The 14,218-nt window shown below is 25.9% G+C and carries 8 protein-coding genes, 3 tRNA genes and 1 rRNA gene; 10 read left to right on the forward strand and 2 right to left on the reverse strand.

Features of this window, described 5'->3' with window-relative positions:
* Positions 1–52: 52 nt before the first annotated feature.
* Positions 53–487: a 3-hydroxyacyl-ACP dehydratase FabZ gene (gene fabZ / locus D9V78_RS00810; RefSeq protein WP_158350492.1), complete on the forward strand. Its 435-nt coding sequence runs from the start codon at positions 53–55 to the stop codon at positions 485–487.
* A gap of 81 nt (positions 488–568) precedes the next feature.
* Positions 569–4,054 carry a DNA polymerase III subunit alpha gene (gene dnaE, locus D9V78_RS00815; protein WP_158350494.1) on the forward strand — a complete coding sequence of 1,162 codons (3,486 nt, stop codon included), beginning with the start codon at positions 569–571 and terminating at the stop codon, positions 4,052–4,054.
* Here dnaE and proS read toward each other — a convergent pair.
* Positions 4,051–5,715 (reverse strand): proline--tRNA ligase, encoded by a 1,665-nt coding sequence (gene proS, locus D9V78_RS00820; RefSeq protein WP_158350496.1) that lies wholly within the window; start codon positions 5,713–5,715, stop codon positions 4,051–4,053. The two genes, dnaE and proS, sit on opposite strands and share 4 nt — an antisense overlap.
* Positions 5,716–5,881: 166 nt before the next feature.
* Between proS and D9V78_RS00825 the strand changes: the two genes are divergently transcribed.
* Positions 5,882–6,619, forward strand: coding sequence for an EscU/YscU/HrcU family type III secretion system export apparatus switch protein (locus tag D9V78_RS00825; protein WP_158350498.1), 738 nt, complete (start codon positions 5,882–5,884; stop codon positions 6,617–6,619).
* A 234-nt stretch (positions 6,620–6,853) separates the two neighbouring features.
* Positions 6,854–8,902, forward strand: a complete 2,049-nt coding sequence (locus D9V78_RS00830) for an FHIPEP family type III secretion protein (RefSeq protein WP_187306117.1) — start codon at positions 6,854–6,856, stop codon at positions 8,900–8,902.
* 16 nt (positions 8,903–8,918) lie between these two features.
* Here D9V78_RS00830 and argS read toward each other — a convergent pair whose 3' ends face one another.
* Positions 8,919–10,655, reverse strand: coding sequence for an arginine--tRNA ligase (gene argS, locus D9V78_RS00835; RefSeq protein ID WP_158350502.1), 1,737 nt, complete (start codon positions 10,653–10,655; stop codon positions 8,919–8,921).
* Between the two features lie 343 nt (positions 10,656–10,998).
* On the opposite strand from argS, the gene D9V78_RS00840 reads away from it, so the two are divergent.
* The 6 genes from D9V78_RS00840 (at position 10,999) to gpt (ending at position 14,214) form a co-directional block, all read left to right on the forward strand.
* Positions 10,999–12,554 (forward strand): 16S ribosomal RNA (locus D9V78_RS00840).
* A 67-nt stretch (positions 12,555–12,621) separates the two neighbouring features.
* Positions 12,622–12,695: transfer RNA gene (locus D9V78_RS00845), tRNA-Ile, on the forward strand.
* A gap of 11 nt (positions 12,696–12,706) precedes the next feature.
* Positions 12,707–12,779: transfer RNA gene (locus D9V78_RS00850), tRNA-Ala, on the forward strand.
* Between the two features lie 22 nt (positions 12,780–12,801).
* Positions 12,802–13,527, forward strand: a complete 726-nt coding sequence (gene dnaQ / locus D9V78_RS00855; protein WP_158350504.1) for a DNA polymerase III subunit epsilon — start codon at positions 12,802–12,804, stop codon at positions 13,525–13,527.
* A 19-nt stretch (positions 13,528–13,546) separates the two neighbouring features.
* Positions 13,547–13,620: transfer RNA gene (locus D9V78_RS00860), tRNA-Asp, on the forward strand.
* A gap of 123 nt (positions 13,621–13,743) precedes the next feature.
* Positions 13,744–14,214: a xanthine phosphoribosyltransferase gene (gene gpt, locus D9V78_RS00865; protein ID WP_158350506.1), complete on the forward strand. Its 471-nt coding sequence runs from the start codon at positions 13,744–13,746 to the stop codon at positions 14,212–14,214.
* Positions 14,215–14,218 lie beyond the last annotated feature (4 nt).

The raw sequence follows: 14,218 nt of genomic DNA on the forward strand, positions 1-14,218 counted from the left end.
GTTATAAAATAGTAGAGTTGATGTTAAAATCATTCAATAATTTTATAATAGCATGGAAAATATTTTAAAATTACTACCTCATAGGTATCCATTTTTATTAGTTGATCGTATAAAATGTTTTTCGGGTAACGATCAAATTCAAACAATTAAAAATATTACTTTGAATGATCCATTTTTGCAGGGTCATTTTCCAGATGTATTTATCTTTCCGGGTGTATTGATGTTAGAATCAATAGCACAATCCGCAATTATTTTAGCGTTAAAAAAATATCCGGAATATCGAAGTAGTAAAGGTTTTTATATTTTATCAGGGATAAATTCTGTTAAATTTAAAAAAATTGTTATTCCCGGTGATCAACTAATTATAAAAGTAAATATTATCAAAAAATACCGTGATATTATTTTTTTTCAAGGTATAATTTGTGTTAAAGATCATGTTGTTTGCTATGCAAAAATTTCATGTAAATATGTTTTAAATTTTTTTTAATTTTTATTATGTATCTTGTTATGAAATATATTATTGGAATATATTTTACTAATATTTTATTAATATTGTGTTTACAATCTTATGATACCTAAATTTATTCATTTAAATACTAGGAGTGATTACTCTATTACTAGTGGTTTGAATAAACCACAAGAATTAATTCAACGTGCCTATACTTTAAATATGCCTGCTTTAGGCATGATTGATTATGGTAATTTTTATGGTGTAATTAAGTTTTATCAAGCTGCCTTGAAATATGGAATTAAACCAATTATTGGGGTTAAATTAAGAATCAAATTTAATTTTATTCCCAATACAGATTCTATAATTAATATTTTAGCTATTAATAAGATTGGTTATAAAAATCTTATTATATTAATTTCTAAAGCTCAATCTCAAAAGAACAGTAGTAATACGATAGATAATAATATTATTATACACCAAGATTGGTTAGTAAAATATAAATCTGGATTAATTATTCTTTCTGGGGGATATTATGGGGATTTTGGAAGATATATAGTTAATAAAGATTATGATCATGCAAATTTATTTATAGATTTTTATAATACATATTTTTCTGATTTTTATTATTTTGAAATACATCGTACGAATCGTATTTATGAAGAACAATACATAAAATGCGTTATTCAATTATCTATTCTAAAAAATATTCCTATTGTTGCTACAAATGATGTTTGTTTTATACATGAACATGGTTTTGATACGCATAATATTAAATTGGCTATTGATCAAGGAGTAACTGTTAATTGTAATAAAAATAATGGATATTATAGTCCACAACAGTTTCTAAAAACCGAACATGAAATGTGTATGTTATTTCATGATTTACCTGAGGCATTACAAAATAGTGTAGAAATTGCAAAACGTTGTAATGTGGTTATTTCTACCGGAAAATATTTTTTACCGGTTTTTCCAACTGGAAAAATTAATGTGCAGGATTGTTTATTTAAGAAAAGTGTACAGGGATTAAAAGATCGTTTTCGTAATTTATATTTAAATCAAAAAAATAGAATGATAATATTTGAGAAATATAAAAAAAGATTATTTACAGAATTAGATATTATTAATAAAATGAATTTTCCAGGATATTTTTTGATTGTTATGGAGTTTGTGCAGTGGGCAAAAGATAATAATATACCAGTTGGTCCAGGGAGAGGATCTGGAGCAGGATCATTAGTTGCATATGTTTTAAAAATTACTGAATTAGATCCTTTAAAATTTGGTTTAATTTTTGAACGTTTTTTAAATCCCGAAAGAAAATCTATGCCTGATTTTGATATTGATTTTTGTATGGATAAAAGAGATTTAGTAATTGATCATGTTGCAAAATTTTACGGATTGGATAAGGTTGCGCAAATTATTACTTTTGGAACTATGTCTGCCAGGGCAGTGATTAGAGATGTAGGTCGTGCTTTAGGATATCCGTATGGTTTTGTTAATAATATTTCACAGTTAATACCTCTAGATACTGGAATTACTTTAAAGCAAGCTTTATCAAATGAATTTCATTTAATAGAATTATATCAAAAAAATATTGAAGTCAAACGTTTAATTGATATCGCTCAAAAATTAGAAGGTGTTATTAGAAATACCGGAAAACATGCTGGTGGTATTGTCATTGCTCCAAAAAAATTAACTGATTTTACTCCTTTGCAATGTGATAATAATTTTTTTATTACTCAATTAGATAAAAATGATATTGATTATGTAGGATTATTAAAGTTCGATTTTTTAGGATTACGTACATTAACTATTATGTATGATGCTCTGAAACTGATTAATCAATTTCTTAAACGTACTGATAAGAGTAATATTTGCATTAATAACATACCATTAAATGATCACAGAAGTTTTCAACTATTACAAACTGGTAATACAATTGCGGTATTTCAGTTAGAATCGTATGGCATGCGGGATTTGATTATCAAATTACGTCCTGATTGTTTTGAAGATATTATTTCATTAATTGCATTATTTCGTCCTGGACCTTTACAATCAGGTATGGTAGATAATTTTATTAATCGAAAACACGGTAAAGAGCCTATTTTTTATCCTGATGCTAAATGGCAACATATATCTTTAAAACCGATTTTAGAATCGACTTACGGGATAATATTATACCAAGAACAAGTTATGCAAATTGCACAGGTATTATCAGGTTATAAATTATCTAAAGCGGAAGTATTACAACGTGCTATGTCTAAAAAAAAAGTGCAAGAAATGTCGGATCAGCGTATGGATTTTCAAGAAAATGCTAAAAAAAATGGTATATCATATGAATTTTCAAATAAAATATTTGATTTGTTAGAAAAATTTTCAGGTTATGGTTTTAATAAATCACATTCTGCTGCTTATGCTTTAATTTCCTATCAAACATTATGGATGAAATCGAATTATCCTGCTGAATTTATGACAGCTGTAATGAGCGCTGATCTTGATAATGTAAATAAGATTCATATTTCTATTAAAGAATGTATACGAATGAATATCAAAATTATTCCGCCAAATATTAATTTGAGTGAGTATTGTTTTAAAGTTAACTCCGATCGTAATATTGTGTATGGTTTAGGTGCTATTAAAGGTGTTGGAAAATCTGTCGTAGAAGAAATTATGCGCGTAAGACAGCGTATTAAGAAGTTTAATAATTTTTTTGAATTTTGTACAAATATACAATCAAAGTTTATTAATAAACGTGTTTTGGAAAAATTAATTTTATCTGGATGTTTTGATTGTTTAAATATAAGACGAGATCGATTAATGCAATCAATTGAACAAGCAATAATTTTTTCTAATCAATATAATAATTTAAAATGTATTAATCAATTAACTTTATTACAGCCTATGTATCAAGAAAATAAAATATTAAATGATCAATTAATCAAAAATAAAAAAATTTTTTGGTCAGAAAAGATGGAATTAGATTTTGAAAAAGATGTATTAGGTTTTTATCTAACTGGAAATCCTTTACGTGAATATGCTATTGAGTTAAATTATTACATTAATGTTTCTAATACAAAAAATATTTTTATTACTAAAAAAAATATAAAAAAAATTTTTGGGGTAGTATCTGCTATACGTTTTAAAATAACTAAAAAAAATAAACGCATTATGTTTTTAGAAATTACTAATCAATTACATGATACTGAAGTAATTTTTTTTGATCATTTAATCTCTTTATATAAAAATAAGGTTAAAAAAAATGATATTGTAATTATTTTTGGGAAACATGTCTTAAGTAATCCTTTAAAATCAAATAAAATTATTGCTGATTTTATGATGAGTATTGATGAAGCTAGAAATTTTTATATTCAGAAATTAATATTAATAATTAATAATGATACGTTTTATACAGACATATTACATGATATTAAAAAATGTATTCTTTCTGATGTAGGCGGTAAGATACCAATTTATCTTCGTTATAATATGTATAATAATCAATCAAATTTTAAATTACATGCACGATGGAATGTTTCTTTAAGCGAAAAATTATTATATAATTTAAAAATATTATTAGGAAAAAATAATGTATATTTTACATTTTAATTTTTTTTAATTTTATTGATAATAAATTCGTAAATATTTTTAATATCTATGATATTTTTTTTCGTAATATTTTTTCTTTCTTGATATTCTACTGTATTGTTTTTTAGAGTATTATTATTAATAATAATAATATTTGGAATACCTATTAAATTAGCATCAGAAAATATAACATTAATATGTTCGTTACGATCTTCTAGTAATACCTCTATTTTATTTTTTTTAAACTTATGATATAATTTTTCAGATATTTTTTTTATTTTTTTACATTTATGAAAAAAAATTGGTATGATCAATAATTCAAATGGAGCAACACATTTTGGCCAAATAATACCTTTTTGATCATGGTGTTGTTCGATAATAGCTGCTATTAATCTGGTTACACCAATACCATAACAACCCATATATACTGTTTCTCTAATTTTATTTTTATTTAATATCTTTAAGTCTATAAATTGAGAGTATTGTTTTCCTATTTGAAATATATGTCCAACTTCAATACAATTTTTTATCTTGTATATTTTTTTTATCGGTGATTTTATAATATTACTAACTTGAATTGATTGAAATGTCTGATCTATAAAATTTATATTATAGTATATCTCATTAATTTTCATTTTTAATATTAGAGATTTTAAGTATAAAATATGTGTATCAATAATAATTGGAATAAAAAAAATTTTTTTTTTTATTTTTTGAATAATATTATTCATTTCTTTTTTTGTTGGAAAAACTATTTTGCGATGATTTACATCATTTTTTTTCTGCATAATTTTTTCTATATTTAATACATGATCACCACGTATTATATATCCAAAGAATTTCTGATTGATATTATTTTCATATTTCATAATGTAAATTTTTATGAAATTTTTATGTAGTATACTTGTTTGATGTACATTTTTGAGTGGTATTTTTTTTTTGTAAAAAAAATTTTTTATAATATAATCTTTTGTAATTAATTGAATTTTTTTTTTTTTTTCTGATGTTTTTAAGATAATAAGTTTATCTTCTCCGTTTTTTGCAATTGCTTGAAATTCATGAGAATAATTTCCTCCTATAATTCCACAATCTGCTTTTACAGAATAAAATTTTAACTGCATCTTTTTAAATATTCTTTCATATGCTAGATATATTTTTTTATATGTATCTTGTAAGGATTTTTTATCATAATGGAAAGAATAAGCATCTTTCATAATAAATTCTTTTGCTCTAATAATTCCACCTCTGGGTCTAATTTCATCTCTAAACTTTTTTTGAATTTGATATAATGTTACTGGCAATTTTTTATATGATTTAATTTCTTTTTTAATAAAATCGGTTGCCATTTCTTCATAAGTTGGACTGAGTATAAATGTATGATGATTTCGATCATATATTTTTATTAGTTCTTTCCCGTATTGGTAAAATCGATTACTTTTTTTCCATAAACTGTCTGATTGAAGAATAGGAAAACATATTTCTATAGCTTGTATGTGATTCATTTCTTTTCTAATAATTTTTTTTATTTTTTGTAATACTTTTAGTCCATTGGGAAGCCAGGTGTATAATCCTGAATGTGTTTTTCGTACTAAACCTGCTTTTAACATTAATTGATGACTAGATGTATCAATATTTTTCGGTATTGATTGTAGGGTATATAATAAATATTGATTTGTACGCATATTTTAATAGATAACTTGTTTATAGTATATTTACACTACATGATAATTTATTTTTTTTAATGAAATTAAATTAGTGATATATTTTTAAAGTACTATACATTTTAATACCATATGTTTATTTTTATAATTGGTATGCTATCTTTTATAATTGTGAGGTTTTCAAATTATGCAAGACGATATGCAAGAAAAAACTGAACATGCTACATATCAACATCTAAAAAAAGCTCAAAATCAAGGTATGAAGTATTCTTCTAATGAATTGAATTCTTTATTAATTTGTTGTACTGGAATCATTATGGGATATTTTTATTTTTATGATATTATGTTTATGTTTTGTAAAATAATGATTCTAGGTTTTTCATTTAATCATTCTATTATTAATCATATCTGTTTTTGGAATATGATAATTTTAAAATGTAAAAAAATTTTTTTTTTATTTTTGTTATTTGTTGTTATTTATATTTTTGGTATCTTTTTGTCTTCTATTATTTTTAATGGTTATTTTTTGAATATTAATTTTATTCAGATTAATAATTTACGTTTTTATTTTTTGAATATTTTTCAAGATGTAATTTCTTATGGATTTTATATTAAATATTTTAATATTTTGTTTAAATTTTTAGTGATTTTTTTGATTATTTATTTATATTTAAATAATTTTTTTCTTATAATTATTAATTTAAGTTTTTTGTCTTTTTTGATATCATTAAAGATTGGATTGAAAATGATTTATTATTTTATAATATTTATTTTAATTGGATTGATTCCTGTAGTAATTATTGATATATTATGGAATAAATGGAATTACAATAATCAATTAAAAATGAGTCGAAAAGAAATAGAAGACGAAAATAAAGATACTGAAAGTAAATCCAATATATACAGGGGAAATATACAAAAATAATTTTTTATAATTTTATTTATATTTTAAATCTGTTTTTTTATATTTTAATTATTTGATTTTTTACATTTTATATAATGTATTTATATTTCATATAATTTACAAATTATAGCTATAAATATAAAATTTTTTGATTTTTTATGTTTATTTTTTTATTTTTTAATTTTATTTGTAAATTTTATACTGAGTGTTGAAATTATGTATTATTTTTTGTATTTTTTTAATATATTATATTCTGTGTTAAAAATTAATTGGAAAACATGGGCTAGTCCAATCATAATATTTATGATATTATCTATGATGATATTGCCTTTTCCTCCATTCTTGTTAGATATATTGTTTACTTTCAATATTACAATGTCTATCGTAGTTCTCATGGTATCATTATTTATACGAAATACTTTAGAATTTTCAGTATTTCCAACTATTTTATTACTTTCAACTTTGTTACGTCTTTCTTTAAATATTGCTTCTACGCGAATTATTCTTTTACATGGACATACAGGATCATATGCTGCAGGAAATGTTATAAAGGCCTTTGGATATTTTTTAGTGCAAGGAAATTTCTCAGTTGGAATAATAATATTTTTGATTTTAGTGATTATTAATTTTATTGTGATTACAAAAGGTGCGGGTCGTATTGCAGAAGTAAGTGCAAGGTTCATATTAGATAGTATGCCCGGAAAACAAATTGCCATAGATTCAGATTTAAATTCTGGGTTAATTAATATTCAAAAAGCAAAAATACGTCGTATGAAAATTTCACAAGAAGCAAATTTTTATGGTTCTATGGATGGTGCAAGTAAATTTGTTCGAGGGGATGCTATTGCAGGTATTTTAATTATGATTGTTAATATTGTAGGTGGATTGTTTATTGGTATTATTGAACATAATATGACATTTTATAAATCTATAAAAATTTATACTTTATTAACTATTGGTGATGGATTGGTTGCACAAATTCCGGCGTTAATTATTTCAACAGCAGCAGGAGTTATTGTTACTAGAGTGAGTTCTAATCAAAATCTGAGCGAGCAAATCATTGAACAATTTTTTTATTATCCACAAGTTTTTATATTAAGCAGTTTATTTTTAGTAATTTTTGGATTAATTCCAGGTATGCCTCATTTAATGTTTTTATTATTTTCATTTATATTAATGTTGATTTCATGTTATGTAAATTATTTTAAATATAATTCTCCCAAATCTATGATACTTAATTATACTAATCTTGATAATTTGAATTATTCTCAAGAAATGAATAATACATTGGAGAATCAATTAAGTCCAGATACTGTAGTTACATTAGAAATAGGTTTTTTACTTCTTCAATTGATTAATATTGATAATCGTAATAATTTATTTCTTTATATCACTGAATTACGGAAAGAGTTTTCTAAGATAATAGGTTTTTTCCCTAGTAATATTAGTATTTCTTTTAATAATCACTTATCTATGTTTGATTATCGCATTTTAGTCAATGGAATAACATATGGTACAGGGCATGTTTATTTGAATAAATTTTTAGCAATACAAACAAAATATGTTAATAAAAAATTAGGTTATCAAATTATTGATATTATACCTCAATACCCATTTATTTGGATTCAACCTCATAGATATTACGAAGCTATAGAAAATAAATATGATGTTTTGTATCCTCAATTTGTTATTATTATACATTTAAAAAATATTATGTTCCAGTGTGCGAATGATTTGTTGGGTAAGCGTGAAGTAAATCAAGTGTTAGAGTTAATGTCTATAAAATTTCCTAAATTAACTGAAGAATTAGTTCCAAAAATTATGAGTATAAATTTATTTCAAAAAATATTATACAATTTATTGTTGGAACATATTCCTATCTGTGATATGTATACTATTATGTATACTTTAATTAAATATGGTTTAATATATAAAAATATTGATGAATTAATTAGTTTTGTACGTTTATCTTTAAAAAAATTAATTAATCAACATTTTTTTTGTGATGTAGATAATGTATATGTAATTGGATTAGATCCAGAATTTGAAAATCTATTACTTAAAAACATGCATTCTAGTAAAAATTTTTTTGATCCTATGAATGATAAATTTTTAAATAGCATACGTCGGGCAATTAAAAAACAGAAGGATTTTTGCGCTCCTTTAATTATATTGGTGAAACATATCATACGTACATTTGCATCATCTTTTTTTCGAAAGTATAATTCAGAATTAATCATATTGTCTGATTTGGAAATATCACACGCTAAAAAAATAGTATTTACTAGCTTGATTGAATATTAGAAATATTTGTATAATTTTACATACATTTTATAGTGTAAATTCCTAGCAATTTTAATCCTAATTTAATTGTTTTTGCTACTAAAAACGATAGTTTTAATCGACTTTTCTGAATATTAATTTTTTTAGCATGATTAATAGAGTATTTTTCATAAAAAATAGAAAATAAAGAAGATAGTTTGAATAAATATAAACATAATATGTGTGGTGTTCCATTTTTTTTTATTTTTTTAATTATTTCAACGAATTGTAGTAGTTGAATAGATAAATTAATTTCAATATCTGTTGTTAATATAACAGGATTATATATTTTCTGTGGAGAGAATTTTGATTTTTTTATAATGGATTGAATTCTAGTATATGTATATTGTATATAAAGTGCTGTATTACCATGGAAAGATAACATATTATCCCAATCAAATATGTAATTTTTTTTTCGATTTTTAGAAAGATCAAAATATTTAATTGCACTAATTCCAATTATTTTTGCTAAATGTAATATTTTATTTTTTTTTAAATTTGGATTTTTAGATTTTATAATTTTCTTTGATCTTTCTATTGCCTCTTTGATTAATTCATATAATTTAATTAATTGGCCATTTCTAGTTTTAAATGGTTTGTTTTCTTTATTTAGAATCATTCCAAAAGTATGATGTTCTAAGGGAAAATTTTTTGGTATATATTTTGCTTGTTTTGCAATAGATAAAATTTGAGTAAAATGCTGTTTTTGTCTAATATCTGTGTAGTATATTATTTTATCTGCATGTAGTTTTTCAATACGATATTTCAAACATGCTAAATCAATAGTAGTATATAAAAATATATTATTTTTTTTTTGAATAATGACTCCCATGGGTTGCCCGTGTTTATTCTTTATATGTTTTAGATATATAATTGTGTTTCCATCTTTTTTTTTTGCAATATTTTTATTTTTTAAATCTAATATCATTTTTGGTAATAACTTAATATAGAAACTTTCTCCAAAAATATGTTTATTTTTCAATGTTACATTGAGTAAGTTGTATATTTTTTGATTAGCTTGTATTGTAGTTTGTATTATTTTTTTCCATATATTAATATATATATTATCATTTTGATGTAATTTAATTAGACATTGGTTTACTTCTTCTTGAAAAATTTTACTTTTTTCGTATAGTTTTTTTGATTTTTGATAAATTTTTTCTAAATTTTTTAATGATAAATTCATATTTTCATATTTTTTATATTTGGTATTTAAAAATGCTATTAACATACCAAATTGCAACCCCCAATCACCAATATGATTAATACGTATTACATGATGTCCTAAAAATTCCAATGTACGTGCCATAACATCTCCTAAAATTGTTGAACGTAAATGTCCTACATGCATTTCTTTAGCCATATTTGGAGATGAATAATCTATAATGATATTTTTTTTTTTTTTTTCTTTTATAATTCCTAATCTATGAGAATATATTATTTTTTCAATGTTTTCTGATAACCATTGACTATGTAAAAAAATATTAATAAAGCCTGGATTAGAATATTTTATTTTTTTATATATAATATGGTTTTTCATAGATAATATGATTTTTTGAGACAATATTTTTATATCATAATGCAATATTTTACAAACATTCATGATACCATTAATTTGATAGTGTCCAATTTTAGATTTTGAGCTAATTTTGATATGATGTGTATATTCTTTTGGTATATTTATATTTGTAAGGATTTCATGAATTGATTTTTTTAATACTTTTTTGATATGCATGTTTTATTATTACCTATTTTTAATAAATTAGTTGTAATAAATGTAATAAAATACTATACTATATTAATGTAAACAATTAATATTTATTACTATTGAAATATTTTTATAAATTGTAAAATATATTATTTTTTATATAAATATAAAAAAAATAATAAATATATTGACATATTTTTTAAATCATGTAGTATATAGTTTAGAACTTCATGAAATACGCTCTTTAAAAATTAATCAAATAATTAGTGTGGGCACAAAATAAATTAATTGCCGAATATAATTTTATTAATATTTTTTAATAAAATAAAGATTTTAGGCTTTAACCTGTTATTTCAAAAATAGCAGATATTAATTGAAGAGTTTGATCATGGCTCAGATTGAACGCTGGCGGCAAGCCTAACACATGCAAGTCGAGCGGCAGCGAAAAAAAGTTTACTTTTTTGTCGGCGAGCGGCAAACGGGTGAGTAATATCTGGGGATCTGCCTAAAAGAGGGGGATAACTATTGGAAACGATAGCTAATACCGCATAATGTTGAGAAACCAAAGTAGGGGATTTATTCTCTTTATAAACCTTACACTTTTAGATGAACCCAGATGAGATTAGCTTGATGGTAGGGTAACGGCCTACCAAGGCGATGATCTCTAGCTGGTCTGAGAGGACAACCAGCCACACTGGAACTGAGACACGGTCCAGACTCCTACGGGAGGCAGCAGTGGGGAATCTTGCACAATGGGCGAAAGCCTGATGCAGCTATGCCGCGTGTATGAAGAAGGCCTTCGGGTTGTAAAGTACTTTCGTCAGGGAAGAAAAGAAGATAGCTAATAACTATCTTCCATGACGTTACCTGAAAAAGAAGCACCGGCTAACTCCGTGCCAGCAGCCGCGGTAATACGGGGGGTGCAAGCGTTAATCGGAATTACTGGGCGTAAAGAGCACGTAGGTGGACTATTAAGTTAGATGTGAAATACCTGAGCTTAACTTAGGAACTGCATTTAAAACTAATAATCTAGAGTTTCGTAGAGGGAGGTAGAATTCCAGGTGTAGCGGTGAAATGCGTAGATATCTGGAGGAATACCTGTGGCGAAAGCGACCTCCTAGACGATAACTGACGCTGAGGTGCGAAAGCGTGGGTAGCAAACAGGATTAGATACCCTGGTAGTCCACGCTGTAAACGATGTCAACTTGGAGGTTGTTTCCATTGAGAGATGGCTTCCGAAGCTAACGCATTAAGTTGACCGCCTGGGAAGTACGGTCGCAAGGCTAAAACTCAAATGAATTGACGGGGGCCCGCACAAGCGGTGGAGCATGTGGTTTAATTCGATGCAACGCGAAAAACCTTACCTGGTCTTGACATCCATAGAATTTCTTAGAAATAAGAAAGTGCCCTTTGGGAACTATGAGACAGGTGCTGCATGGCTGTCGTCAGCTCGTGTTGTGAAATGTTGGGTTAAGTCCCGCAACGAGCGCAACCCTTATCCTTTTTTGCCATCGGTTCGGCCGGGAACTCAAAGGAGACTGCCAGTTATAAATTGGAGGAAGGTGGGGACGACGTCAAGTCATCATGGCCCTTACGACCAGGGCTACACACGTGCTACAATGGTACATACAAAGAGAAGCAACTCTGTAAAGACAAGCAAATCTCATAAAGTGTATCTTAGTCCGGACTGGAGTCTGCAACTCGACTCCACGAAGTCGGAATCGCTAGTAATCGTGAATCAGAATGTCACGGTGAATACGTTCCCGGGCCTTGTACACACCGCCCGTCACACCATGGAAGTGAATTGCAAAAGAAGCAAGTAGTTTAACCGTTTTACGGAGAACGCTTACCACTTTGTGGTTCATAACTGGGGTGAAGTCGTAACAAGGTAACTGTAGGGGAACCTGCGGTTGGATCACCTCCTTACATTAAATTGCATATTAATTTTTTGATGTGCTCACATTGATTATTTGATACTCACAGCTTAAATAATAGGCTTATAGCTCAGCTGGTTAGAGCGCACCCCTGATAAGGGTGAGGTCGGTGGTTCAAATCCACTTAAGCCTATAAAAATAATAGGGGCTGTAGCTCAGCTGGGAGAGCGCCTGCCTTGCACGCAGGAGGTCAGCGGTTCAATCCCGCTTAGCTCCAAGTATTGAATGAAATTACCCTTATGAATAATATACTTCAAAGAAAAATTGCTCTTGATATAGAGACAACAGGATTCAATCGTACAGGTCTCATTTATTCCGGTCATAAAATTATAGAAATTGGAGCAGTAGAAATCATCAATAGAAAATTGACAGGAAATAACTTTCATGTATATTTAAATCCGGGTAGAGAAATTGATATACAAGCATTTAAGATACATGGCATATCAAGTAAATTTCTGAAAGATAAACCAAAATTTTCAGATGTATATTTAGATTTTATAAAATATATTAAAGATTCTATCGTTATTGCTCACAATTCAGACTTTGATATATCTTTTTTAAATCATGAAATAAAAAATATAAATTATAAATTCAAAAGTATTGCTTCTTATTGTAAAATTATAGATACTTTAAAGATTGCCAGAAAAATATTTCCAGGAAAAAAAAACAATTTAGATGCATTATGCAATAGATATAAAATGAATTCGATTGGTAGGAATTTACACAGTGCTATTACTGATGCTAATATTTTAGCAAAGATATATCTTAGAATGACAACTGTACAAAAAGTCATTGATTTAGATAACTTAATATTAAAAAATAATAATTTAGTACTTCAAGATGTTACTGAAAATTCTAATTCTTTAAGAATTTTAAAAGCTTCAAAAATTGAACAAAAGGAGCACAGAAATTATTTGAAAAATATAGGTCAAAAAAAAATTCTATGGATGGATAAAAAATTCTAATTTATAAGTATTTTATTTTGGTGCGGTAGTTCAGCTGGTTAGAATATTGGCTTGTCACGCCAGAGGTCACGGGTTCGAATCCCGTCCGCACCGTATTTTATTATCGATATTATTTTATTAAATAATATATAATTAAATTACTATATAAAAATATTTTTATAATACTAATTTAATTTTATTTTCATTTATCATTTTTAAAACATCGACAAAGTTTCTATGAATAGGAAACATATTGTTACATGGGACATGCTTCAAATATATACTAAAAAATTGGCTCATCGAGTCATGGGAATTAAGAAGTGGGAAAATATTATAGCAGTAACTAGAGGAGGATTAGTTCCCGCGGCGTTATTAGCAAGAGAATTAAGTATTCGTTACGTAGATACTATTTGTATATCGAGTTACAATTATAATTTCTTAAAAAAAATTAAATTAATTAAAAAATCAAATTTAACCGAAGAAAATCTATTAATTATAGATGATTTAGTTGATACAGGTGGCACAGCCAGGTTAATTAGAAAAATATATCCAAAAGCGTATTTTGTAACAATTTTTGCAAAACCTAAAGGGCGAAAATTAGTTGATAATTACATTATCGATATCCCGCAAAATGTATGGATTGAGCAACCATGGGATATGGCTGTATCTTACATTGCTCCTTTAATTAAGGAATCTAAAATTTTGTAGTTTT

Source organism: Buchnera aphidicola (Sarucallis kahawaluokalani), from assembly GCF_005080725.1.
GTDB lineage: Bacteria > Pseudomonadota > Gammaproteobacteria > Enterobacterales > Enterobacteriaceae > Buchnera_L > Buchnera_L aphidicola_AF.